Source organism: Collinsella aerofaciens ATCC 25986 (genome assembly GCF_964259375.1).
Classification (GTDB): Bacteria; Actinomycetota; Coriobacteriia; order Coriobacteriales; family Coriobacteriaceae; genus Collinsella; species Collinsella aerofaciens_BO.
Genome location: NZ_CAXVJM010000001.1, coordinates 58,168 through 82,580, shown reverse-complemented (window position 1 = coordinate 82,580; position 24,413 = coordinate 58,168). Strand labels below are relative to the sequence as shown.

At 61.0% G+C, this 24,413-nt stretch carries 29 protein-coding genes; 3 read left to right on the top strand and 26 right to left on the bottom strand.

The genetic code is table 11. From position 1 onward, the window contains the following. Nucleotides 1-71 precede the first annotated feature (71 nt). A complete protein-coding gene (locus tag ACEXKH_RS00420) occupies nt 72-914 on the top strand; it encodes a Cof-type HAD-IIB family hydrolase (RefSeq protein ID WP_373572669.1) in 843 nt (280 codons plus the stop codon). 98 nt (nt 915-1,012) lie between these two features. On the opposite strand, the gene ACEXKH_RS00415 is transcribed toward ACEXKH_RS00420, so the two are convergent. The 3 genes from ACEXKH_RS00415 to ACEXKH_RS00405 all read right to left on the bottom strand — a co-directional run bounded on the left by ACEXKH_RS00415 (nt 1,013) and on the right by ACEXKH_RS00405 (nt 6,392). Further along, entirely contained in the window at nt 1,013-2,833 is a 1,821-nt protein-coding gene (locus ACEXKH_RS00415; RefSeq protein ID WP_373572668.1) for an adenine deaminase, read from the bottom strand. Between the two features lie 279 nt (nt 2,834-3,112). Beyond that, on the bottom strand, nt 3,113-4,324 hold the full coding sequence (gene tyrS, locus ACEXKH_RS00410; RefSeq protein ID WP_196033333.1) for a tyrosine--tRNA ligase: 1,212 nt from the start codon (nt 4,322-4,324) through the stop codon (nt 3,113-3,115). A 97-nt stretch (nt 4,325-4,421) separates the two neighbouring features. After that, nucleotides 4,422-6,392, bottom strand: coding sequence for a U32 family peptidase (locus ACEXKH_RS00405; RefSeq protein ID WP_373572667.1), 1,971 nt, complete (start codon nt 6,390-6,392; stop codon nt 4,422-4,424). 165 nt (nt 6,393-6,557) lie between these two features. On the opposite strand from ACEXKH_RS00405, the gene ACEXKH_RS00400 reads away from it, so the two are divergent. Further along, nucleotides 6,558-8,741, top strand: coding sequence for a transglycosylase domain-containing protein (locus tag ACEXKH_RS00400; RefSeq protein ID WP_373572666.1), 2,184 nt, complete (start codon nt 6,558-6,560; stop codon nt 8,739-8,741). A gap of 175 nt (nt 8,742-8,916) precedes the next feature. Here ACEXKH_RS00400 and ACEXKH_RS00395 read toward each other — a convergent pair whose 3' ends face one another. The 23 genes from ACEXKH_RS00395 to yqeB form a co-directional block, all read right to left on the bottom strand. Then, on the bottom strand, nt 8,917-9,354 hold the full coding sequence (locus ACEXKH_RS00395; RefSeq protein ID WP_006235280.1) for an arginine repressor: 438 nt from the start codon (nt 9,352-9,354) through the stop codon (nt 8,917-8,919). A 132-nt stretch (nt 9,355-9,486) separates the two neighbouring features. Next, nucleotides 9,487-10,527: a glycosyltransferase family 2 protein gene (locus tag ACEXKH_RS00390; protein WP_373572665.1), complete on the bottom strand. Its 1,041-nt coding sequence runs from the start codon at nt 10,525-10,527 to the stop codon at nt 9,487-9,489. Nucleotides 10,528-10,688: 161 nt separating this feature from the next. Further along, nucleotides 10,689-11,513 carry a tRNA pseudouridine(38-40) synthase TruA gene (gene truA / locus ACEXKH_RS00385; protein ID WP_373572664.1) on the bottom strand — a complete coding sequence of 275 codons (825 nt, stop codon included), beginning with the start codon at nt 11,511-11,513 and terminating at the stop codon, nt 10,689-10,691. 92 nt (nt 11,514-11,605) lie between these two features. Then, nucleotides 11,606-12,073 (bottom strand): 50S ribosomal protein L17, encoded by a 468-nt coding sequence (gene rplQ, locus ACEXKH_RS00380; protein WP_006235277.1) that lies wholly within the window; start codon nt 12,071-12,073, stop codon nt 11,606-11,608. Between the two features lie 30 nt (nt 12,074-12,103). After that, nucleotides 12,104-13,045: a DNA-directed RNA polymerase subunit alpha gene (locus ACEXKH_RS00375; RefSeq protein WP_006235276.1), complete on the bottom strand. Its 942-nt coding sequence runs from the start codon at nt 13,043-13,045 to the stop codon at nt 12,104-12,106. Nucleotides 13,046-13,077: 32 nt separating this feature from the next. After that, nucleotides 13,078-13,674, bottom strand: a complete 597-nt coding sequence (rpsD, locus tag ACEXKH_RS00370; protein ID WP_006235275.1) for a 30S ribosomal protein S4 — start codon at nt 13,672-13,674, stop codon at nt 13,078-13,080. A 19-nt stretch (nt 13,675-13,693) separates the two neighbouring features. Continuing rightward, nucleotides 13,694-14,098, bottom strand: coding sequence for a 30S ribosomal protein S11 (rpsK, locus tag ACEXKH_RS00365; RefSeq protein ID WP_006235274.1), 405 nt, complete (start codon nt 14,096-14,098; stop codon nt 13,694-13,696). 14 nt (nt 14,099-14,112) lie between these two features. Next, nucleotides 14,113-14,487 carry a 30S ribosomal protein S13 gene (gene rpsM / locus ACEXKH_RS00360; RefSeq protein WP_022094275.1) on the bottom strand — a complete coding sequence of 125 codons (375 nt, stop codon included), beginning with the start codon at nt 14,485-14,487 and terminating at the stop codon, nt 14,113-14,115. 14 nt (nt 14,488-14,501) lie between these two features. Then, nucleotides 14,502-14,615: a 50S ribosomal protein L36 gene (gene rpmJ, locus ACEXKH_RS00355; protein ID WP_006363204.1), complete on the bottom strand. Its 114-nt coding sequence runs from the start codon at nt 14,613-14,615 to the stop codon at nt 14,502-14,504. 150 nt (nt 14,616-14,765) lie between these two features. Continuing rightward, complete coding sequence (gene infA, locus ACEXKH_RS00350; RefSeq protein ID WP_035137443.1) at nt 14,766-14,984, bottom strand: translation initiation factor IF-1; 219 nt, start codon at nt 14,982-14,984, stop codon at nt 14,766-14,768. 145 nt (nt 14,985-15,129) lie between these two features. Further along, nucleotides 15,130-15,918 carry a type I methionyl aminopeptidase gene (gene map / locus ACEXKH_RS00345; protein WP_373572663.1) on the bottom strand — a complete coding sequence of 263 codons (789 nt, stop codon included), beginning with the start codon at nt 15,916-15,918 and terminating at the stop codon, nt 15,130-15,132. After that, on the bottom strand, nt 15,915-16,541 hold the full coding sequence (locus tag ACEXKH_RS00340; RefSeq protein WP_006235269.1) for an adenylate kinase: 627 nt from the start codon (nt 16,539-16,541) through the stop codon (nt 15,915-15,917). Before ACEXKH_RS00340 ends, map begins: the two co-directional genes overlap by 4 nt. 18 nt (nt 16,542-16,559) lie before the next feature. Further along, nucleotides 16,560-17,846 (bottom strand): preprotein translocase subunit SecY, encoded by a 1,287-nt coding sequence (gene secY / locus ACEXKH_RS00335; RefSeq protein WP_343006246.1) that lies wholly within the window; start codon nt 17,844-17,846, stop codon nt 16,560-16,562. Further along, nucleotides 17,840-18,289, bottom strand: coding sequence for a 50S ribosomal protein L15 (gene rplO, locus ACEXKH_RS00330; RefSeq protein WP_006235267.1), 450 nt, complete (start codon nt 18,287-18,289; stop codon nt 17,840-17,842). The genes secY and rplO overlap by 7 nt, the downstream gene beginning before the upstream one ends. Before the next feature lie 3 nt (nt 18,290-18,292). Beyond that, nucleotides 18,293-18,475: a 50S ribosomal protein L30 gene (gene rpmD / locus ACEXKH_RS00325; RefSeq protein WP_006235266.1), complete on the bottom strand. Its 183-nt coding sequence runs from the start codon at nt 18,473-18,475 to the stop codon at nt 18,293-18,295. A 2-nt stretch (nt 18,476-18,477) separates the two neighbouring features. Beyond that, on the bottom strand, nt 18,478-19,002 hold the full coding sequence (rpsE, locus tag ACEXKH_RS00320; protein ID WP_195364328.1) for a 30S ribosomal protein S5: 525 nt from the start codon (nt 19,000-19,002) through the stop codon (nt 18,478-18,480). 14 nt (nt 19,003-19,016) lie between these two features. Then, nucleotides 19,017-19,385 carry a 50S ribosomal protein L18 gene (gene rplR / locus ACEXKH_RS00315; RefSeq protein WP_055252235.1) on the bottom strand — a complete coding sequence of 123 codons (369 nt, stop codon included), beginning with the start codon at nt 19,383-19,385 and terminating at the stop codon, nt 19,017-19,019. Between the two features lie 75 nt (nt 19,386-19,460). Further along, a complete protein-coding gene (gene rplF, locus ACEXKH_RS00310) occupies nt 19,461-19,997 on the bottom strand; it encodes a 50S ribosomal protein L6 (protein WP_006235263.1) in 537 nt (178 codons plus the stop codon). 33 nt (nt 19,998-20,030) lie between these two features. Continuing rightward, a complete protein-coding gene (rpsH, locus tag ACEXKH_RS00305; RefSeq protein WP_215694729.1) occupies nt 20,031-20,429 on the bottom strand; it encodes a 30S ribosomal protein S8 in 399 nt (132 codons plus the stop codon). Between the two features lie 119 nt (nt 20,430-20,548). After that, on the bottom strand, nt 20,549-20,734 hold the full coding sequence (locus tag ACEXKH_RS00300; RefSeq protein ID WP_022094280.1) for a type Z 30S ribosomal protein S14: 186 nt from the start codon (nt 20,732-20,734) through the stop codon (nt 20,549-20,551). Nucleotides 20,735-20,813: 79 nt separating this feature from the next. Then, a complete protein-coding gene (gene rplE / locus ACEXKH_RS00295; protein WP_006235260.1) occupies nt 20,814-21,371 on the bottom strand; it encodes a 50S ribosomal protein L5 in 558 nt (185 codons plus the stop codon). Nucleotides 21,372-21,682: 311 nt separating this feature from the next. Beyond that, nucleotides 21,683-22,726 (bottom strand): XdhC family protein, encoded by a 1,044-nt coding sequence (locus tag ACEXKH_RS00290; RefSeq protein WP_373572662.1) that lies wholly within the window; start codon nt 22,724-22,726, stop codon nt 21,683-21,685. Nucleotides 22,727-22,735: 9 nt separating this feature from the next. Continuing rightward, nucleotides 22,736-23,530, bottom strand: a complete 795-nt coding sequence (gene yqeB, locus ACEXKH_RS00285; protein ID WP_373572661.1) for a selenium-dependent molybdenum cofactor biosynthesis protein YqeB — start codon at nt 23,528-23,530, stop codon at nt 22,736-22,738. Nucleotides 23,531-23,632: 102 nt separating this feature from the next. Between yqeB and yqeC the strand changes: the two genes are divergently transcribed. Next, nucleotides 23,633-24,367: a selenium cofactor biosynthesis protein YqeC gene (gene yqeC, locus ACEXKH_RS00280; protein ID WP_373572660.1), complete on the top strand. Its 735-nt coding sequence runs from the start codon at nt 23,633-23,635 to the stop codon at nt 24,365-24,367. Nucleotides 24,368-24,413: the final 46 nt, after the last annotated feature.

The window sequence follows — 24,413 nt, the reverse complement described above, 5'->3', positions numbered from 1 at the left end:
GAACCCGAGCGTGGCCAGGGCATCACCGCCCTCGGCCACGCTTTTTATGCCAGTAGAAAGGATCGCAGCGAATGATTGTGTTTTCCGATATGGATGGAACGCTGCTGACGAGTGATAAGCAGCTGAGCGACGCCACCTGGGCGATGCTCGACGAACTCGCTCGACGCGGGATTGAATTTGTGCCCTGCACGGGACGTCCGCTGTCGGGCGTCTTTGAGCCCATCCTCGCCCATCCCGCCGTGCACTATGCCGTCTGCGCCAACGGTGCCAGCGTCTGGCAGCTCGACGACGATGTGCCCACCGATACCTCACGTGCTACGCGCATTTTGAGCCGACCGCTCGACCGCGCCATCGCCCACCGCGTCCATAGCATTGCCGCCGGCCATGACGTCACCTTCGATATCTTCGCGGACGGGCAGTGCTTCCTCCCCCGCTCGCTCTACACGCGCCTGGACGAATTCTGCGGCGGCGACCCCCACATCGCGGCTTCGCTCAAGCGCACACGAACACCGATCGACATAGATATCGACAGCAAGATCGACGAGGTCGAGACGCTCGAACGCATCGCCATGTACTGGCACGACCCAGCCGATCGCGACGCCATCGCGGCGGAGCTCGACACGCTCGGAGGCATTGAGGTCACGCGTTCGTACGCCATGAATATCGAGGTCATGGGCGCGGGCACCACCAAGGGAACGGCCCTCACGTGGCTATGCGAGCACCTGGGCGAGCGTCTCGCCGACGCCTGGGCGTTCGGCGACAACATCAACGACATCCCCATGCTGCAGGCAGCGGGCCACGGCATGGCCATGATCAACGCCGAGCCCGAGGACCGCGACGCCGCCGACGCCATCACCGAATACGACAACGACCATGACGGCGTCGCCCGCGCCATCATGGCTGCCCTCGCCTAGCAGCAGCAACCCGGCAGGGTAGCTAATTTGGGGACAGTCTTCACGGAGCGCCGCAAGGACCGTCCCCAAGTGCCGGGCAAAATAGGAACGCCTAATGACTAGTCGGCGTATGTGAAGGTGGTGACGTCGAACATGCCCTCGGGGCGGATGCGGAGCGTCGGAATCACCGGCAGGGGCAGGAAGATGATGCCCATGATGGGGTCGAGCGGCGGCTCAATACCCATGGCGCACGCCTTGACCATAAAGTCGTCGTGCTGCGCGGCGACATCCTCGGCCGTGCCTTCGCTCATCAGGCCGCCGAGCGCCAGCGGAATGCGCGCCACGACCTCGCCGTTGCGCACCAGCACGTGACCGCCCTGGCCCACGGCCTCGACGGCAGCCATCATATCGGCCGCGTTGTCGCCCACCACGCACACGTTGTGCGAGTCGTGTCCGATCGTCGAGGCGATGGCACCACCCGTGATGGTAAAGCCGCGCACCCAGCCGCGACCGATATGCTTGCCGACAAGACCCAGGCCAGCGGGACCGTCGCCGTCGACGCCCTCGACCTGCAGCGACACGCCGCGGCCGTGGCGCTCAATCAGCATAATGCGGCGCAGGCCCTCGGCGCTCTCGGGGCGAGCCATGCCCGTGATGGCCTTACCCGGCACCACGTCAATCACAGCCTCGCCCGGCTTAAAGGCATAGTCGAACACGTCGAGCGAAAGCTTCGGCAGCTTAACGGAGGCGCGCAGCTCATCGGCAAGGGCCGCAACCTCGGCCATCTCGGGTGCAATCTCGCCCACAAAGGTGCCGTCCTGCGCCACCAAAGCACCGGCGGCATAAACACGATGCGGAGCCTTGGCAAACGTCAGGTCATTGAGCACCAGCAGGTCGGCACGCTTGCCCGGGGCAATTGCGCCGCGTAGCTCGTGTGGGTCGCGGCAACCGTGGTCCAGGCCAAACGCCTCGGCCGTGGACAGGGACGCCATAGAGATGGCAACCACGGGGTCAATACCGGCCTCGATAGCCACGTGGCAGGCATTGTCGATCATGCCGGTCGAAAGTGCATCGGAGGGAGCGCGGTCATCGGTCGCGAAGCAGCAGCGGCGGGCACGGGCGGGGTTTTCCAGCAGCATCGGCGACAGGTTGGCCAGGTCGTGGCTACACGTACCCTCGCGCAACATCACATACATGCCGCGGGACAGTTTGTCGAGTGCCTCCTCGGGAATCGTCGACTCGTGGTCGGCGATAATGCCCGCCGCGGCATAGGCGTTGAGGTCCTTGCCGGCAACGAGCGGCGCATGGCCGTCGACCTGCTTGGACGGCGTCTGGTTGGCAGCATCGATGCGAGCGCAGGTCTCGGGGTCGGCCGTAAAGACACCCGGCAGGTTCATCATTTCGCCCAGACCAAAGACGTCGCCCGGATGCTCGGCAAAAAACGCCTGCATATCGGCGGCGGTAATCACAGCGCCGGCCTGCTCATCGGGCAGCGCGGGCACGCACGAGGGCATCATGTACTTGATGGAAATGGGCGCGCGGCGGCCGTCCTCGATCATAAAGCGCAGGCCGTCCAGGCCGGAAACGTTGGCGATCTCGTGGCTGTCGGCAATGGCGGTGGTGGTACCGCGCGTCGCCGCCATGCGCGCGTACTCGGCGGGGCGGATGTTCGAGGACTCAATGTGCAGATGTCCGTCGATAAAGCCGGGGGCGATATAGCGACCCTGGCAGTCAATGACCTCGGTCGCCTCGTAGGTGCCGGCGACATCGTCGCGACCGTCGTAGAGCACGCCGGCGATTACGCCATCCTTGACGGCAACGCTACCGGGCGCCACGCGCTGGCCATATACGTCGACAATCTGCGCATTGGTAAACAGCGTGTCGACGGGCACGCGACCCTCGGCTGCATCAATCACAGACCTCATGACCTCAACGGACATACATACTCCTTTACCTGTAGAAATAACTGCGGAGCGGACGAGCCTTCACCGCAGCAAGCCAATAGCAATTGTATGCCCAAACGATGGGTCAACAATACGCCTCTCCGCTTAACGGCACCGCCAAATGATCCCTTGGGTGCGGAAGAAAAGTTGCGGTGGAATAGTTCCTGCCTGGGCGCCGTATGGCATTTTTAGGAACTATTTCACCGCAACTCAAAGGGCCGCAGCCGGAATCGTTCCGGCTGCGGCCCTATTGCACATGTTAGGTTGACCTACTTGCTAGACCAACTTAAAGCCCTTGCGCTTGCCTACGGAGAGGGTGTCGCCCAGCTTGAGGGCGCTCGGGTCGATGTTGTAGCTCTTGGGAGCCACGGCCTTGCCGTTGATCTTGACGCCGCCGCCGTCAATGTCGCGACGGGCCTGGCCGGCGCTCGCCGAAAGGCCCAGGTCCTTAAGCAGGCCTGCGAGGTAGATCTGGCCCTCGTCGTTGACGGTCAGCTCAACGTGCTTCTCGGGGAAGTCGGCAAGCTGGCCCTCCTTGAACACGCGGTCGAACTCGGCCTGAGCCTCGTCACCGGCACCGGCGCCGTGATAGGTGTCGCACAGGTCGCGGCCCAGCGCACGCTTGAGCTCATAGGGATCGGCGGAACCGTCGGCCAGGGCAGCGTCGATCTTGTCGACCTCGGCCGGGGTGAGCGAGCTGGCCAGACGATAGTACTTGCCGATCATCTCGTCCGGGATGGACATGGTCTTGCCGAACATGTCCTTGGGAGCATCGGTCAGGCCGATGTAGTTGCCGTAGGACTTGGACATCTTGCGCACGCCATCGGTGCCCTCGAGCAGCGGCATGGTAAGCGCGATCTGCGGCTCCATGCCCATCTTCTCCATAAGCTCGCGGCCGGCGAGCAGGTTGAAGAGCTGGTCGGTGCCGCCCATTTCCACGTCAGCCTTGATCTGAACGGAGTCGAAGGCCTGCATCACGGGGTACAGGAACTCGTGCAGGGCGATCGGCGTCTGGGACTGATAGCGCTTGGTAAAGTCATCGCGCTCGAGGATGCGGGCGACGGTGAACTTGGAGCACACCTGCAGCAGGCCGGCCAGATCCATCGACAGGATCCAGTCGCCGTTGTGCACGATGGTGGTCTTCTCGGGATCCAGGATCTTCATGGCCTGGCTCACGTAGGTCTCGGCGTTGGCCTCGATCTGCTCCTGCGAAAGCTGCGGGCGGGTGGAGTTCTTGCCCGAAGGATCGCCGATCAGTGCGGTGCCGTTACCGATGATGAGGGTGACCTTGTGGCCCAGGTCCTGGAACTGACGCATCTTGCGCAGGGGCACGGCATGGCCCAGGTGCAGGTCGGGGCTGGTGGGATCGACGCCGAGCTTGATGTTGAGGGGCTCGCCCTTCTCAAGCTTCTTGCGAAGGTCGGCCTCGGGGACGATCTGCGCTGCGCCCGAGGTGATGATACGCATTTGCTCGTCGACAGACAGCATTGGGTATCCTCCTTTTGCTATAGCACCCTCACCGGATACGGCGGTGCTCGAAGTTCATAAACCCACTAATAATAACCAAAACGGCGCGACCGAACACCTACGACAGGAAAATCCTCGTCCTGCCGCACGCGTCAACGGCGACCGGCAAACGCGTGCCGTCGCGTTCGACCAAAAAGCGCGCCTGCTGACGGCGCGAGCAGTCACGGCAACGGACCTGCCCCGTCGCATCCGTGGCGCAGGCGCCCTCGGCAGTCAGCAAGCAGTGCTCGCACACCATGAGCTCGGGGCGGTGGGCGTCGACAGGCCCCAAGACACCGGGGCAAGCGGCAAGCTCGGCAACACGCTCCGCGTCGTCGGCGGCAAGCTCGGCAGGCAAATACACACGGCCCGCGCCGAGCCCGCGTAGCCAGGCAAGCGTAACCCGGTTCGCGCAAAACACCGGTGCCGCAACGTCAAACGCCACGCCCAGCTCACGCGCCATCGCCACCTGTCCCAGATTACGGCAGACGACGCGCCCGGCACGCCGCATAAGCGAGCGGGTACGCGAGGCATCAGCTGCGCGGCAGACCTCGTCGAGCACCACGGTCGCATCGGACAGATCGCGCTCGCCGCACGGGTCGGCATCCATCAGCTGCCAGGCAAAGACCATGCGAGCGGAAGCCCCCTTTTCCGTCGGCTCCGTCAACGCCGCCTCGGGCACGTCGTCAACAGTCACGGCGCCCTCAAAGGGCAGTATCTCAACGGCTCGTGCTACGGGTACGACCGCGTCCGCCTCGACCCGCATGTGCTCCAGCGCCGTTGCCGTCTGCCCCAACACGCCAGCGCTGCGAATCAGGTACACCTCGCATCCCGCATCCACCTTACGCTTGCAGTGCACGACAACGCGCTCCCCCGCCGCCGCATCCACCGGGCAGGGCACCTGGGGCCAGCGCTTGGGCACATCGGGGCGTGCATCGGCACCCGGATAGAACCGGATCTCGAGCGTGTCGCCCGCGGCCACGGCGGCATCGAGCTCGACGGTCACCTCTTCGTGACCCACCGTCACCAAGTGGCCCACGCGTACGCCCTGGTTAATCGCACGCTCAAAGCTCATGAGCTCAGCACCCGATCGTCCCCGCAGATACGCATCGGTAAACCCGCGGTTGAACGACCTGCCCAGCTCGCGCTCAAGCGCCGACACGACAGCGGCATCCCACGCGCCATCGCGCAGCATATCGAGCGCACGACGCCACACCCGCACCACGTTGAACACGTAGTCGGGGTTTTTCATGCGGCCCTCGATCTTGAGCGACGCCACCCCGGCCCCAACAAGCTCAGGCAGGTGCGCAATGCCCAGATAGTCGCGCGGGCACAGCAGACGATCGCCCTCCACGGAAACGACGCTCTCTCCCGCCTCGTCCACCAGGTCGTACGCCAAGCGACACGGCTGCGTACAGTCGCCGCGCATCGCCGATCGTCCACGCCGCAGGGCCGAACACTCGCAGGCACCCGAATATCCAATGCAAATCGCGCCGTGGCAGAATACCTCGATAGGCACGCCGGTAGCACACAGGGCGGCGATCTCGTCGACCGCCAGCTCGCGCGCGGTCGTCACACGCTCGACGCCCAGCTCGTCGGCAGCCAGGCGCACGGCGCCTTCGCTATGGACGCCCGCCTGCGTGGACAGGTGAATCTCGACCGCGGGAATCGCCGCGCGCAACGCGTAGGCCAGACCGGCATCCGCCACGATCAAGGCATCGGCACCCAACTCATGCGCGTGCGCCCCCAGCGCCACCGCGTCGGCCAACTCGTCATCGAACACAAACACGTTGAGCGTCACGTATACACGCACGCCGTGCGCATGCGCCACGACGCAGCCGCGCAAAAACTCGTCGTCGGTAAAGCCGTGTGCGCTCACGCGGGCGTTAAACCCGCCCAGGCCCGCATAGACGGCATCGGCACCCGCCGCGATGGCAGCGAGCATCTGATCGAGCCCGCCCGCAGGCGCCAACAGCTCGGGCAGCGCCATCCCAGCAGCCCCCGGCTTCCTCCCATATTGTCCACTCGACCCCATCGCCCGAATCGCCATCGGCAAACTCCTTACCAACAAGGTATGCATTCACTCTGAAAAATGCCGTCATCCAGCATACACGAGGCCTCGCGCGCCTCGTTTGGTTTATCGTGTAATAACTTATGTCCATCCTGCCCCAGCGGCGCACCCGCCGCCCGGCACGACATACCTGGAGGTCAATATATGGGTCCTCGCCAACGACAGGGACGCAGTCGTTCCAAGACGCATGCCCTGCCCATGATCCTGCTCTCGTTCTTGGGCTTTTTGCTCATCGCGGGCGTAGCGTTTGGCATCGGCATGATCGGCAACGTCAACCGTTGGCTGTCCGATCTGCCCGACTATACCGACGCCAACGCCTATCTGGTGAGTGAACCCACCGAGATCGTCGATTGCAACGGCAACAAGATCGCGAGCTTCTACACGCAAAACCGCAAGTCCGTCACCAAGGACCAGGTCTCTCCGTACGTGCTGCAGGGCACCGTCGACGTCGAGGACGAGCGCTTCTACGAGCACGGCGGTATCGACCTGTGGGGTATCGCGCGTGCTGCCGTGGCAACCGTCTCCGGTGGCCACGAGGGTGCATCGACCATCACCCAGCAGCTGGTACGCAACACCATCCTGCAGGAGGAGCAGTTCGATTCGACCATCGAGCGTAAGGTGCGCGAGGCCTATATCGCCATCAAGATGGAGGAGATGTACTCCAAGGACGAGATCCTTATGATGTACCTCAACACCATCTATTACGGCCACGGTGCCTACGGCATCGAGGCCGCCGCCGAGACCTATCTGTCCAAGAGCGCCGCCGACCTCACCCTGAGCGAGGCCGCGCTGCTCATCGGCCTTCCCAACTCGCCTTCGCAGTACGACCCCACGGTCAATCCCGATCTGGCACTGTCTCGCCGCAACAAGGTTCTCGACAACATGCTGCGCCTGGGCCACATCACCCAGGAGGAGCACGACGCCGCGCAGGCAGAGCCCATCACCCTCAACGTAACCGAGATTTCGGGCAGCGGCGTCGACGTGTATTCGCAGCCCTACTTTGTCGCCTATGTTAAGCAGCTGCTGGAGCAGGAGTTCTCCACCGACGTGCTGTTTAAGGGCGGCCTAACTGTCAAGACCACCATCGACCCCACGATGCAGCAGACTGCCGAGGAGGCCGTGCGTGCCCAGCTCGACACGCTTTCGCTCGACGGCCTGGACATGGGCATGGTCGTCGTCGACCCCAAGACCGGCTACATCAAGTGCATGGTGGGCGGCTACGACTATAACGCCGACGAGAACCACGTGAACCACGCCACGGCCAAGCGTCCTGTGGGCTCCACGTTTAAGGCCTTTACGCTGGCCACTGCCATCCAAAACGGCATGAACCCCAACGTCACCCTCAACTGCAACTCGCCGCTCAAGGCCAAGGGCACCACGACCGAGGTGCAAAACTACGCCAACCAAAGCTACGGCACCATCACGCTCAAGCAGGCGACGGCATACTCCTCCAACACCGGCTATATCCAGGTTGCAGAGGCTATCGGCAATAACAAGATCATGTCGCTCGTCAAAAAGCTCGGCATCGATCCTTCTAAGGACAATATCGAGGACGTTCCCGTCATGACTCTCGGCACCGGCTCCATCTCGCCGCTCGAGATGGCCGCGGCCTATGCCACGTTTGCCAACGGCGGTTACTATCGCCAGCCGATCGCCATCACCGAGATTGATTCGCGAACCGGCTCGGTACTGTACCAGCACACCGATAACCCCACACAGGTGCTCTCCACCGGCGAGGCCGCGGCAGTGACCGATGTCCTGACCGGCGTCATGCAGGGCAGCGGCACGGGTGCCGCCGGCGCTCTGAGCGTGAACCAGCCCTATGCCGGCAAGACAGGTACCACCGACAACACCACCAACCTGTGGTTCTGCGGCTACACCCCGCAGCTGGCATGCGCCCTGTGGACCGGCTACTCCGCAGGTGAGATTCCCATCCAAAAGTACGGCACGGACCTGCTGGGCGACAGCACTAACCTGCCCGTCTTTAAGAAGTTCATGAACACCGTCCTTGCCGGCACCAACCGCGAGGAGTTCCCAACCGGAACGGCCCCCACGTACAAGAACAACAACGTCTGGAAGTTCTACGGCACCAGCAACACCAAGAAGACGGAAAGCAACACCGAGGACAACGACGAGGAAGAGACCACGACTACGACAACCACGACTACGACCACGACCACCGAGACCACGGGCGGCAGCACCGCCGGTGGCACCGGAACGACCGGCGGCTCCACCGGCGGCGACGGTAGCGGTGGCGAAGGCGGCGGCGAGGGCGGTTCCCCCACTCCAACGCCTACGCCCACGCCCGATCCCTCTACGGGTCAGTAGGCACCAAGCCATAGCCAATCAAAGGCGCCCGAGTAGATCAAATGCTGCTCGGGCGCCTTTTTGTCACGAGAAACCTCGCACGCGCCTCAACACGATACGGCATAAAAAAGGGCGCCGACCATCGTCGACGCCCCCTTACAAGGCTCTGTAGCCGCCTGCACGACGCGGTTCTCGCCTACTTACGAGAGTTGCTCAGCTTGTTGATGAGGGCCTCCAGGCGCTCGCCGTCCTCGGCGGTCTGGGCGATAACCAAGATGGTGTCGTTACCGGCGAGCGAACCGAGCACGTCGGGCAGCTCGGCGGCATCGACCGCAGCGGCAATGCCCGAAGCGGTACCGGGCTGGGCCTTGATCATAACCAGGTTGTCGGTGCGCAGAACGCCCGTTACCAGTTCGGAAACCATACGCTGCAGATGCAAGTCCTCGGCCAGAACATAGATACCCTCGGGAAGCTTGCGCAGACCCATATCGGCAATGTCGCGCGAAACGGTTGCCTGCGTGCAATCGAAACCCATAGCGCGAAGCTCGTCCACCAGCACGCGCTGCGTGCGAACATCCTTGTTGCGCACGATATCTCTGATGGCATCCTGGCGCCCATTGCGTTTTTTAGCCATACAAAACCTCACTCCATAGATGGCGGAGACAATCAATCAGTGATTGTATAGTTTAGCGCTATTTAAGGGTATTTGTGAATAAGAACGCATTTCGAAACAATTCCATGCAAGATTGTTTCGAACATAGCCGTCTTAAGCAGTTTTGACGCCCGTCCGGTTAAAAAAAGCGGCCAGGTGCGTATACATCACGCAACGCGCAGGCTTGGCACTGGCAATCGGTCCAAACAACAGGCCGAGCCCACGATGGTTATCCTTGAGTGCCGCGGCCATCTGACGAGTTCGAGATGCATCGAGCATATCACGCATACGAGCGGAACGCTCAATTGAAGAAACCCCATGCGGGCTCAAGCACAAATTTTCGATGCAGGCGACCAGCCCGGCGAAGTAAAACATATGGCTCGCAACCTTTAGCTGCGTGTCACCGCCCGCCTCTACAAGCGAATCAGTAAGCTCGTCGAGCACCCGGGTGTCATCGGTCAGCTTGGCAAACAATGTGGGGTCAAAAGCATCTGTAAGCCGTGGCGCCACCGCATGGAAACAGGCGCCACCGCACCCGGATATGCGTTGTGCCTGCGAAAGGGCACATGTCATAAACCCAATCGAGCGAAGCGCACGGCCGCGCGACAAACACGTCTCGAACAACGAGCGGCTGTACATCACACCGGAAGTCTGGGCAATCAAGCCGCCGGAAATCATCTGAGACAGACCAGCCGCCAAAGAAGCACGGTCATCGATCGCAAGAGAGGTGGCATCCAGTACACGCGAATGGCGCTCACGATGAGCATCGTAGCGGTCGAGCGATGCCGTGGGAATCACCATGTCTGCCCCAGCATCACAAGCAACATCGACCATCTTGGAAAGGGACTGCGGGGCAAACCACTCGTCGGCGTTCATGGCAACAATCTGCAATCCGCGCGAGGCGGCAAAACCGGCCTTGAGACATGCTCCGCGCGCCGAATCCTCGACGTCGATCAAATCGATGTGAATATCCCTGCCTGCGGCAACTTCGAGCGAATGGCGCACGCCCGGCGCAACGTCGCGGCATACGATGACAATCTGCAGATCATAGAGGTCTTGGTTCTGGACGCTCTCGAGCGCGCGCATCGCATAGCTGGGCGAACCCTCAACAATTAGGATCACCGAAAGTCGCGGATGCGAACCACGTCGAACCAAGTTTTCCGTCCTCTCGACAGCGCCAAATCAAACCGCCGTTCATGGTACACCCGAGCTATAAAAGCAACGAGCCGCATAACATGTTGCACGCCAAGAACAGATGTTGCACACGCGCAGCTCACACATAGTATGTGCCAGGCACGGACGCGCCGAGCACTCCCCTAGTCGAGCACGACAAGCTCGTCGGGGCCGTAATCCACACCCATAAACGTAAGGCCGCAGGCAGGCGCCGTGGGACCCGCAGCGGTACGGTCGCAGGCATCAATGACCTCGCGCATCCACTCGGGATCGCGACGATGCATGCCGATCTCCACGAGCGTGCCCACAATAGTGCGCACCATCGAATGTAAAAATGCGTTGCCCTCGATGGTAAACGTCAGGATATCCTCGCCAAAAGCGACCTCGTGGCCAAACTCGGCACGCATCACGCAGCGGTGCGTGGGCTTGCCCACAGCAGAGGCGACCTTGCAAAAGCTCTTAAAGTCCTGTTCGCCCAAGAGCGCAGGGCACGCGGCAGCCATGGCATCGACATCCAAGGGGTAGCGATGCCACCACACCGCACCGCGCGAGAGCACTGGGCGTGCATCGCGGTCGGCAATACGGTACGTATACGTACGGGACCGCGCATCGAAGCGTGCGGAAAAGCCTTTACGGGCCTTGTAGACCTCGTTTATGGCAATATCTTTGGGCAGGAGGGCATCCATAGCCCTCAGCCACCTACGGCGCGTACACGCGAGCTCAGCGTCCGTTACGGGCACGCTAATGTACTGCGCCACCGCATGCACACCGGCATCGGTACGCCCCGCACACGTCAGATCGATCGGGCGGCGCAGCAGCGTCTCGATAGCGCGGCGCAACTCGCCCGCAACGGTCGTCTGGCCCGGCTGCTCGGCAAATCCGCTATAGGACGAGCCATCATAGGCAACACGGAATACGAGCGTGGCATCGAGCTCTGGAATCGAATTGAAATCAGACGGCGCGGTCATGGGCGCTCCCAACAAACAATCAACGGTATCGCGACAAAAAAAGAGGGGTACGCGAACGTACCCCTCGAATATAGCCTATGCAGACGGATTGTCTACTCAGCGGTCTCCTCAGCAGGAGCCTCCTCGACGGCCTCGACCTTCTTGGGAGCAGCGGCCTTCTTGGGGGCCGGAGCAGCCTTCTTGGCCTTAGGCGTGCAAGGCTCGGTGACGAGCTCCATGATAACGATAGGAGCGTTGTCGCCCTTACGGTTTCCGAGCTTCATGATGCGGGTGTAACCGCCGTTGCGGTCCTGCCACATGCCCTGAGCAGCCTTGTCGAAGATCTCGGCAACGAGCTGCTTATCGCCGAGCTTGGCGATGGCCAGACGACGAGAGTGCAGGTCGCCCTTCTTGGCCCAGGTGATGATCGGATCGACGACCGAACGCAGCGCCTTAGCGCGGGTCTCGGTGGTCTTGATGCGGTCGTTCTCGAAGAGGGCCTTGGCCAGACTCTTCTTCATGGCCTTGGTGTGGCTCGCATCGGTGCCGAGCTTCAGGCCCTTCTTAACGTTGTGACGCATGGTCTAGTTTCTCCTCAAATATGCGAAGCATTAAGCCTTCAGGCTCAGGCCCATGGACTCAAGCTTGTCCTTCACTTCCTCGATCGACTTAACACCGAAGTTACGGATGTTAAGCAGATCGTTCTCCGAGAACTCAACGAGCTGACGGACCGAGTGAATGCTGGCGCGCTTAAGGCAGTTGTAGGAACGGACGGAAAGGTCCAGATCCTCGATCTGCTTGTCCAGCTCGGCGTTGTCGTTGGTGACCTCGGGAGCGAAGATCGAAGCCTCCTCCTCGACCTCGGGGGTCTCGGCAAGGTTCATAAAGGCAGCCATATGCTGGTTGATGATATTGGCAGCCTGGACCACGGCGTCGCGCGGAGCGATGGAGCCGTTGGTCTCGATCTCGAGGACAAGGCGGTCGTAGTCGGTGTGCTGACCGACACGGCAAGCCTCAACGAGCTTGGCGCAACGGGAAACCGGCGAGTACAGCGAGTCGACGTGGATCACACCGATGGGATCGTTGTCGCGCTTGTTGGCCTCGCCAGAAACATAGCCGCGGCCATAGCCGATGCGCATGCTCATGGTGAGATGGCCACCCTCGGTGAGCGTAGCGATGTGCTGCTCGGGGTTGACCAGCTCAAACTCGGACGGAATAAAGAAGTCCGCACCGGTGACCTCGCAGGGGCCGTCAACCGAGATGGTGGCGGTCGCCTCGTCGGTCGTGCCGAGAGCCCTGAAGACAAGACCCTTGACATTCAGGACGATGTCGGTGACATCCTCGACCATGTTAGGGATGGTCATGAACTCGTGCTGCGCGCCATCGATCTGAATAGCCTCGACGGCGGCACCCTCGAGCGAGGACAGAAGAACGCGACGAAGGGAGTTACCCAGCGTATCGCCGTAGCCACGCTCGAGCGGCTCAACGGAGACACGAGCAGACGTCTCGTTAATCTCTTCGACCTGAACCTGAGGCCTAATGAATTCTGACATGTATTACCTCCAGCCTCAGCAGCCCGGATGGACTACTTAGAGTAGAGCTCGACGATGAGCTGCTCGTTGATATCACCGCTGATCTGCTCACGCGTCGGCAGAGCGAGCACGTTACCAGACAGCTTCTCGATATCGACCTCGAGCCAGCCAGGGACCTCGAAACGCTCGGAGGAAATCAGAGCCTCCTTGATGGGGAGGAGGTCACGGAACTTCTCGCCGACAGCGACGACGTCGCCGGCCTTGACGCGGTAGGACGGGATGTCCACGCGCTTGCCGTTCACGGTGAAGTGACCGTGACGGACGGACTGACGAGCCTCTTTGCGGGTGCGGGCGAAGCCAAGACGGAAGACGACGTTGTCGAGGCGAGACTCAAGGATGATCATGAGGTTCTCACCGGTGACGCCGTTCATCTTACGGGCCTTGTTGAAGTAGCCGTGGAACTGCTTCTCCAGAACGCCATAGATGAACTTGACCTTCTGCTTCTCGCGCAGCTGCATGCCGTACTCAGATTCCTTGCGACGGCGCTTGGGCTGACGGATAGATTCCTTCTTGCTGCTATAACCGAGCTCAGCGGGATCGATCCCGAGCTGACGGCAGCGCTTAAGAACAGGAGTCCTGTCGATTGCCATATTGATACGATCCTTTCAGTTACACGCGGCGACGCTTCTTGGGGCGGCAGCCGTTGTGCGGGATGGGGGTCTTGTCCTGGATGCTCGAGACCTCGAGGCCAGCAGCCTGGAGGGAGCGGATGGCGGTCTCACGACCGGAGCCGGGGCCCTTGACGAAGACGGAAACCTTCTTCATACCGTGCTCCATGGCCTGCTTGGCAGCAGCCTCGGCAGCCATCTGGGCAGCGAACGGCGTGGACTTACGGGAGCCCTTGAAGCCCACCTGGCCAGCTGACTTCCAGGAAATGACGTTGCCCTGGGGATCGGTGATCGAAACGATCGTGTTGTTGAACGTAGAACGAATGTGAGCCTGGCCCACGGAAATGTTCTTACGGTCCGCGCGCTTCAGACGGGCAGCGCGAACGTTCTTCTTAGCAGTAGCCATCTATCTAGCGCTCCTTATTTCTTCTTCTTAGCACCGATCTGACGCTTCGGGCCCTTGCGGGTACGAGCGTTAGTGTGGGTGCGCTGGCCGCGGACCGGGAGGCCCTTGCGGTGACGAAGGCCGCGGTTGCAGCCGATGTCCATAAGGCGCTTGACGTTCTGGTTGCGCTCACGGCGGAGGTCGCCCTCAACCATGATCTGGTTCTTGTCGATATAATCGCGGATGGCGTTAACCTCATCCTCGGTGAGGTCCTTAACGCGCGTATCCACGTTAACGTTGCACTCGACGCAAATCTTCGTCGCAGTGGTGCGGCCGATGCCGTAAATGTAGGTCAGACCGATCTCAACGCGCTTCTCACGCGGGAGGTCGACACCATTAATACGGGCCAACGTAGTCTCCTCTCTTAACCCTGACGCTGCTTATGACGGGGGTTCTCGCAAATGACGAGGACCTTGCCATGGCGCCTAATGATTTTGCACTTATCGCACATCTTCTTGACCGAAGGACGTACCTTCATCGTTCTTCCTTTCGGTAGCGCTCAAACTACTTCCCTACTATCTACTCGCCCAGCCGCAGGCGTTTAAAACTATGGCTGGTCTTCACACACAATCCGACCGTAGGTTGAGCTAAGCCTGCAGTCGGAAAAGGAGTGCGTGTATGCGTGCCGCTATTTATAGCGATAGGTGATGCGGCCGCGGGTCAGGTCGTACGGGGAAAGCTCCACGACAACCCTGTCACCGGGGAGAATACGGATGTAATTCATTCGGATCTTGCCAGAAATGTTGCACAGAACCGAATGACCGTTCTCGAGCTCGACCTTAAACATGGCGTTGGGCAGCGGTTCCTTTACCGTACCCTCGAGCTCAATTGCGTCTTCCTTCTTCACAAGCAATCATCTTTCTCTAGAAAACGACAGCGATTGAGTATTCTACAATACGCGTGCACGTATCGTAATATCTTCGTAATGGCTCCACAACTAAGTGAAACTTGTTACTTTGAAATGTAAATGCCGACGAATTTGAACGCAGCCTCTACATCTCGCCACCTTGCAAGGAGCACCAAGCGCCTTGTGCGTCGGTGGTGAGGATCACCGGGCCGTCATCGGTGATGGCGACGGTGTTCTCGTAGTGCGCGGCGGGCAGGTGATCGTTGGTCGTGACGATCCAACCATCGGAGCCCGTGCTCACATGACTGGATCCCATCGTGACCATCGGCTCGATGGCAATGACCATACCGGCCTGGAGACGAACGCCCCTCCCCTTTTTTCCGTAATTCGGAACATTGGGGTCCTCGTGCATCACATGGCCAATGCCGTGCCCCACATAATCGCGAAGCACGCCATAGCCGTGAGACTCGGCGAGGGACTGGACGGCATAACCAATGTCCCCAATATGGTTACCGGGAACAGCCTGCTCGATTGCAGCCTTAAGGCAATCGAGCGTAACCTCGCACAGGGCCTTGGCCTCGGGCGTGGGGGTACCGACGAAAAACGTCCAAGCGTTATCGCCGACCCAACCGTCGACAACGGCACCCGTATCGATGGAGATGATATCGCCATCGCGCAGGATCATGTCGGGATTGGGAATACCGTGCACCACGGCATCGTTAATCGATGCGCAAATGGTACCGGGGAACCCGCCGTAGCCCTTAAAGGCCGGGGTGCCACCATGCATGCGGATAATCTGCTCCGCAAGCTGATCAAGCTCAAAGGTCGAAACACCAGGGCGAACCATGGCTCCAACGTGGCGGAGCGCCATCTTAGATAGCGCTCCTGCCTTCTTCATCTGCTCGATTTGCGTTGCAGACTTAATCTTGATCATAGACCGAGAGCCTCTTTGACATCCCCGTACACGGTCTCGCGAGCCTGGTCACCGTTGACCGACTTGAGCAGACCCTGGCCACGATAGTAGTCGACGAGCGGGCTCGTGGACTTCTCGTAGACGTCGAGACGGTTCTTGATGGTCTCGGGCTTGTCGTCGTCGCGCTGATACATCTCGCCACCGCACTTGGGGCAGGTAGCATCGGCAGCGGTGCCGGTGTAACCGCAGGCGCGGCAGGTGCGACGCGAAGACAGACGGTCGATAATGACCTCGGGGGCCACGTCGACCAGAAGGGCGCAGTCGATCTCACGACCCATGGCGGAGAGCTCGGAATCGAGCGTCACAGCCTGGGCAGTGTTGCGCGGAAAACCGTCGAGGATGAAGCCCTGCTGGGCGTCATCGGCGGCAAGGCGCTCCTTGACAAGGTCGATTACGAGCTGGTCGGGAACGAGCTCGCCGGCGTCCATGTACTTCTTAGCCTGAATACCAAGCTCGGTGCCACCCTTGACGGCAGCACGCAGCAGGTCGCCCGTGGAAATGTGAGCGACGCCGAACTCGGCGACGAGCTCCTGTGCGACGGTGCCCTTACCGGCACCCGGAGCTCCGAGCAATACGAGGTTCATGAGCAATCCTCCTCTAGCCTATTTAAAGAATCCATCATAATCATACATCTTGATCTGGCCTTCGAGCTTGTCGACCGTGTCGAGCACAACGCCGACCATGATGAGGATGGACGTGCCGCCAAATGCCTGGATCAGCTGGTTACCCGTGAAGGAGAAGATGATCGAAGGCACGATGGCGATGAGCGCCAAGAAGACAGCGCTGGGAAGCGTAATCTTGTTGAGCGCGTTCTTGATGTAGGCCGCGGTAGCCCTACCCGGACGGACGCCCGGAATAAAGCCACCCTGCTTCTTAAGGTTGTCGGCCGTGTCATCGGGGTTGAACACCATAGAGGTGTAGAAGTACGCGAAGAACACGATGAGGACAACGTTAAGCACCCAGTTGAGCCAACCGGTCGAAAGCGCAGAGGCAACTGCCTGAATCCAGCCGATGCCGGGGAAGAACACGGCAATCTGAGCCGGGAAGTACAGCAGCGCCGAAGCGAAGATGATCGGCACGACGCCCGCGGTGTTGACCTTGATGGGCAGGTAGGTGGTCTGGCCACCCATCATGCGACGGCCAACGACGCGCTTGGCGTAGGAGACCGGGATGCGGCGCTGGCCGCGCTCAAGGAAAACAATCAGCGGGATGACCAGCAGGATGATGGCGCAGATAATCACCATGGTGATGATGCCACCGGCGTTACCCTCGGTGCTGGAGAAGATCGCCTGCGGAAGACCGGCCATGATGTTCGCGAAGATGATCAGCGACATGCCATTGCCGATACCGCGCTGGGTGATGAGCTCACCAATCCACATGATCAGCATGGCGCCCGCGGTGAGCGTACCGACGATCATGAGGTCGAAGATGATCTCGGGAGCACCGGCACCGTTGAAGCTAATGCCGAAGCTCTTAAAGAGGAAGAGGTAACCCACGGAGTTGAGGATAGCCAGAGCCAAGGTGAGGTAACGCGAATACTGCGTAATCTTGGTCTGACCGACCTCGCCCTCGCGGGCAAGCTCATGCAGGGAAGGCACGACGGCCTGGAGCATCTGGAGGATAATCGAGCTCGTGATGTACGGCATGATGCCCAAAGAGAACACCGAGACATAGCTCAACGCGCCACCAGAGAAAAGATTCAGGAGGGCCATAGCACCTGCGGCGACCGAGTTGCTCCCGGTCGAGAAAAGGCCCAGCATCCCCTGGAAGGGAATGCCGGGCACAGGAACGTGCGCACCAATGCGGTACACGACGAGCATAGCTATGGTAAAAAGAATCTTTTCGCGCAGTTCTTTGATGCGGAAAGCATTCTTAAGACCATTTAGCACGGCAGCTCGACCTTTCCGCCGGCGGCCTCGATCTTGGCCTGCGCAGAGGCGCTGACCTTGTCGACCTTGACCGTGAACTTCTTGGTGAGCTCACCATTGCCGAGCACCTTAACGGGCTCGAACTCGCTCTTGGTGATGCGAGCGGCCTTAAGAGCGGCACCGTCAATCACAGCGCCGTCCTCGAACTTACGCTCGAGACGCTCGACGTTGACAGCGGTGTACTCGATACGACGGGGGTTGCGGAAGCCCGGAAGCTTGGGCAGGCGCATAGCCAGCGGAGTCTGGCCACCCTCGAAGCCGGCACCCTTGGTGCCACCAGAGCGAGAGCCCTGGCCCTTCTGGCCGCGGCCAGAAGTGGTGCCGTGACCCGAAGAATTGCCACGGCCGACGCGCTTGCGGTTCTTGGTGGAACCGGGCGCGGGAGTAAGATCGTGAAGCTGCATTTGCTACTCCTCTACAATCTCGACAAGGTGCTTGACCTTGAAGATCATGCCGCGGACGGACTCGTTGTCAGCAATCTCGCGAACCTCGCGGATCCTGTGGAGACCGAGGGCACGGACAGTACGGACCTGGTCCTGCTTGCAACCGTTGGTGCTGCGGACCTGCTTGATCTTGATGGTGTCAGCCATGCTTAGTTCTCCTTACCGACGAACATCTCGGAGACCGTCAGGCCACGGCGAGCCGCGACGTCCTCAGGGCTGGAGAGCTCCTTGAGGCCCTCGACGGCAGCCTTGATGATGTTGAGGCCGTTGTCGGTACCGAGGGACTTGGACAGGACGTTCTTGATGCCAGCAAGCTCGAAGAGGGGACGCACAGCGCCGCCGGCGATAACGCCGGTACCCTCGACAGCGGGCTTGATGATGATGCGGCCGGCACCAAAGTGACCGAGAACCTCGTGCGGGATGGTGCCCTGATCGGTCACCGGCACGTGGAACATGTTCTTCTTGGCATCGAGAGACGCCTTGGAGATGGCCAGGGGCACCTCAGCGGACTTGCCCATGCCAACGCCGACGTTACCCTTGCCGTCGCCAACGACGACGAGAGCGACGAGGCTCATGCGACGACCACCCTTGACGGTCTTCGACACGCGGTTGATGTAAACGACGCGCTCCTCGAACTCGGAGGCCTCGCGCTGCTGCTTCTGATTACGAGCCATGTGCTACATACCTCCTAGAACTCGAGACCGGCGGCACGAGCACCGTCGGCGAGGGCCTTGACGCGGCCATGGTAGATACGGCCACCGCGATCGAAGGCGACCTTGGTGATGCCGGCCTCGATGGCGCGCTTGCCAACGAGCTGACCGACCTTCTCCGCAGCCTCCTTGTTCGAGGTGTGGGTGCCCTTGAACTCGGCCTCGAGGGTCGAGGCAGAGACGAGCGTCAGGCTGGAGCCCTTGCTGTCGTCGATGATCTGGGCATAGATGTTGGCGTTAGTACGGGTCACGCGAAGACGCGGACGCTCGGCGGTACCCGAGACCTTGCCGCGAACACGACGCTGACGACGCTTGAGGCCTTCCAGCTTCGCCTTATGCTTGTTCATACGTAAACTCCTAAAAAGGTTGATCTTGCCAGCACCTGACGGGGTGCTGGTCTTATGCGAGTGAGTCGGTTACGACTACTTGGCGGCCTTACCCAGCTTGCGGCGGATGTGCTCGCCAACATAGTGGATACCCTTGCCCTTGTAAGGCTCGGGAGGACGATGACCGCGGATCTCAGCGGCGATCTGACCGACCTGCTGCTTGTTGATACCCTTGACGTTCACGTGGGTGTTGTCGGGAACCTCGAAGGTGATGCCCTCGGGAGCCTCGACGATCACGGGGTGCGAGAAGCCCAGGGAGAACTCGAGGTTCTTGCCCTTCTGCTGCACGCGGTAACCGACGCCGGCGAGCTCGAGCTTCTTCTCGAAGCCCTCGGAAACGCCAACAACCATGTTGTGGATGAGGGCGCGGGTGAGGCCGTGGCGGGCACGGGTCTCACGCTCGTCGTCGGGACGGGAAACGGTGAGGACGTTGTCCTCGACGTTGATAGCGAGCTTCTCAAAGACATCGAGCTCGAGCTGGCCCTTGGGGCCCTTGACGACAACGTTGTTGCCGTTGACTGCCACTTCGACTCCGGCGGGAATCTGGACAGGCTTATTACCGATACGAGACACGGTGATCTCCTTTCCTTCTACCTACCGAGCGAATTACCAGACGAAAGCGATGATCTCGCCGCCGACGTTGTGCTTGCGAGCATCGCGGTCGGTCATGACGCCATGGCTGGTGGAAATAATGGCGGTACCAAGGCCACCGCGGACGCGGGGCATGTCGGCAACGCCGGTGTACTTACGCAGGCCCGGCTTGGAAATACGGCGGATGCCGTTGATGACCTTAGCCTTCTTGGGACCATACTTAAGCGTGATGTGCAGAGTCTTCTGGGGAACGGTGTCCTCGACATCGTAGCCCTCGATGTAGCCCTCCTCGTGCAGAACACGAGCGATCTCGACGAGCTTCTTGCTGCTCGGCATGGAGACCGTGGCCTTGTTCACAGAGTTAGCGTTACGGATGCGCGTAAGCATATCTGCGATCGGGTCTGTAAGGTTCATACAGATTCTCCTTCGTTCTTGATGAACACGTGCTCTTGGTTCTTCGCCGCCCTTAACGGCAAAGCCTAACTAGCGCGTTTTCCCTGTTCCAAACGGATGCTTGAAACGCTGGTAGTGACTTACCAGCTGGCCTTCTTAACGCCGGGAAGCTCGCCCTTGAGTGCAAGCTCGCGGAAGCAGACACGGCACAGGCCGAACTTGCGGTACACAGAGTGCGGACGGCCGCAGCGCTGGCAGCGCGTGTACTCACGAGTAGAGAACTTCTGCTTGCGATTGCACTTGACGATCATCGATGTCTTAGCCACTTATATCCTCCTCACATAGAGTATTGTTCGCCCCAAGCGCCGCCCCCTTGTGGGAACGGCGCTTATAGGGCAGGTGAACCTATTTCTTGAACGGGAAACCGAAGGCGTCCAGAAGGGCCTTGGCCTCCTCATCGGTGTTGGCGGTGGTCACGAAAGTGATGTCCATACCACGCTGGTGATCGACGGAATCGAAGTCGATCTCGGGGAAGATGAGCTGCTCGGTGACGCCCATGGAGAAGTTACCTCGGCCGTCGAAGCTCTTGGCGGAGATGCCGCGGAAGTCGCGGATACGGGGGATCGCGACGGAGGTCAGACGATCGAAGAACTCCCACATACGGTCGCCACGCAGGGTAACCTTGCAGCCGATCGGCATACCAGCGCGCAGGCGGAAGGTAGCGATGGACTTGCGGGCACGGGTGATCATCGGCTGCTGGCCGGTGATGGCGCGCAGGTCGCGCACGGCACCGTCGATGGCCTTGGAATCGGTAGCGGCCTCGCCGACACCCATGTTCACGACGATCTTCTCAAACTTGGGGATCATCATGACGTTCTCGTACTGGAACTTGTCCTGAAGCTGCTGCTTGACCTCATTGTTGTACTTGGTCTTCAGACGCGGCACATACTTCTCTTCTGCCATTGTTCACTCCTTCTTGGGGTTTTAAGCACGGGGCGTGGCCACGACGGGTTGTCCTCGTGCCTCCTGGCTGCATCCGCGCCGCTCATGGCATTTCGCGGTTTGGACTCGACGCAGCAGGAGCCGACAAAACAATCGGTACTATACGCGCATTGGGTACGTATTTCCAGAAAAACCTCGTCTGCCTGCACAACTCCACAACTCCCCCGCACAAATGGATCCCAAAAAGCAGTTGCGGTGAAATAGTTCCTGGCCGACCGCCCGTCGGGCCCATCTAGGAACTATTTCACCGCAACTTATTGATGGGGATGCGATTAGCGCTTGCGGGGGACGAGTTTGGTGCGGCGCAGGTGAATCATCTCGGCGGCGATGGAGATGGCGATCTCCTCGGGATCCTCGGCCTCGATGGCGACACCGATCGGCAGGTGCAGCTCGTCGATCTGGTCCTGTGTAAAGCCCTCCTGCTCCAGGCGGGCGCGCACAAAGGCCGTCTTGCGCCGCGAGCCCAGGCAGCCCAGGTAGGCAGGCTTGGCGCGCATGGCCTGGATCACCACGTCGATATCGGACTTGTGACCTGCTGTAGCGACCACCACCAGATCGCGCGGACCGATGGGACACAGCTCGCTCAGGTTCTTGTAGTCGACCAGACGACGGTCGTAGACACCGGGCACCCATTCGGGTGTCAACGTGCCGGGGCGATCGTCGCACGCTACAACGGCAAAGCCCGCCGCCGTGAGCACCCGCGCCGTCGCGGCGCCCACGTGGCCGCAGCCAAAGATATAGGTCAGGCCCTCGGGGCAGAGCGTCTCGATGTGCGCCGGGGGAATCTCGGAGGCGGCGTTGGTGTAGGTGACCTTACTCCCCTCCTCCACCAGCGAAAGCCCGGGGCAGCCCGCAATGGTGCGGCGCGATTCCTCGCCATGGTACTCGGCCACATCGCCCTCGAGTGCGCTCGCGATAAACGGCTCAAAGTCGATGACGAAGTCGCCGATGCGCCGATAGGCCAAGACGTCGGCAATTTCTTGGAACAACGATGCCTGAGTCGCATCCAGATGCAGGTAGCACAGGCAGATGGCTCCGCCGCAGATCATGCCGGTATCGGAGTTCTCGCCGCCCATGGTGTAGCGGACCAGACGCGACTGTCCCGCGCTCAGGAGCTCGCGCGCCTCATCCAGCGCAAAGAGCTCGATCTTGCCGCCGCCGATGGTACCCGCTTGGCTGCCATCGGCAAAGACGGCCATCCAGGCGCCCACGCCGCGCGGCGATGACCCTGCCGTGCCGGCCACGACCACGAGTTCGCACGTCTCGCCAGCACGCAGGGCGGCAAGCGCCGCATTCACAACATCGAGCTTTTCCATTGCAATTTCCTATCCCTGGAATACACCGGTGAGCATGGCGAGCGCCTCGAGTACGCCGCCGCCGACCGACGTCGCCTTGTCCGAAATATAGTTGATATAGCTGGCATCGCCGCGCGGGTCGACGTCGGCGCACTTAAAGCCCTCGGTCACCTGAACGCCATCGGCCAAAAGGCCGCGCAAGCAGCCGTCAATCTGCGTGACCATGGGAGTATCACCCGCATACCCGATCACGTCTCCGGCGCTCACGATGTCGCCGATCGCGCGGTCGGACCGAAACACGCCGGCGGCGGGGCTGTGGATAACGCGCTCCTTGCCAAAGCCGGCGATGATGCCCGGCACGCCCGTATTGGGTTGGGGCGAGCCCTGTGTGATGACGCGGCCGAGGAAATGACCGCGCATGGTCTCGACCACGGCGTCGCAATCGACCGGCGCGGTAAAGCCCGGCCCCACGGCGATGACGGCAGGCGCCATGTCGCGCGTGGTGCTCAGGTTGCGCTTGGCCAAAATCGCGTCGACCACAGCCGCGGGTTTCAGCTCGCCGAGCATCTTGGCCTGGGGGTCCACCACAACGGCGACGTCTCCAGCCTCGGTAATCGCAAGCGCCTCTGCCGGCGTCTGTGCCAAGCGAGCGCGAATGCCTTCGACCTCGACCTCGCCCAGGCGAATGGCCTCGCAAAAACTGATTGTGCGGCGGATGCACGTGGGAACCGCGATATCGGCCATAACGACCGACACGCCGGCGCGAACCAAGCGAGCGGCGACGCCCGTGGCGATATCGCCAGCGCCGCGAACATAAACGAGCATTCCCGGGGCACCTCCCTGTGCTACGGTTTGAGCAGAGCAAAAGCGGTTCGACCGCTACTCTGATGATTATTTATTATCACAGTATTATACGGCGGTGAACAGATGGAAACGACGAGCGGAAACCTTGCCTCCGCGCTCAAGATCGAGCCGGGCATTACCGCAATTATCGGCAGTGGCGGCAAGTCGACATTGCTGAAGACGCTCGGCCTTGAGCTTATGCGCGCTGGCGGCCGCGTGCTCCTCTGTACCACCACGCACATGTTTCCCGTCGCCGGCGTGCCATGGGACGGGTCGAGCCGTCGCCTGGACGCCGCGCCTTGGAAGCCGGGGACCCTGCATGTTCCCGGCTGCACCTGCGAGGCATGCGCGGGCATGAACCGCGGAAGTATCTGCCAGGCGGGTGTTTTGGACCCGGAGACAGGCAAGCTCTCCGCCCCCGCCGAGCCGCTCAACGAGCTGGCGCAGCGCTTTGACTATGTGTTGGCCGAGGCAGATGGCAGCAAGCGACTCCCGCTCAAAGCGCATGCCGCCTGGGAGCCGGTAATTCCCGCCGCCACGGCAAACGTTGTCTGGATCGTCGGCGCCTTGGGGCTCGGCAAGCCCATCAACGAAGCCGTCCACCGCCCCGAGCTCTTTTGCGAGCGTTGCGGCTGCGAGCCCACCGACGCTGCCACCCCAGAGCGCGTCGCCATGGTGCTCAATGCCGAGCTGCGGATGCTGAACCTCAATAATGCCCGCATCATGCTCAACCAAGTCGATAAGCTCAGCGACCCCACGATGGCCGACCGCTTTGAGGCCGCCCTCGGCCGCCCCCTCATCGCCACCAGCCTCAAATAGCCGGCGCTACCCCAGCAGACCTATAAGTTGCGGTGGAATAGTTCCT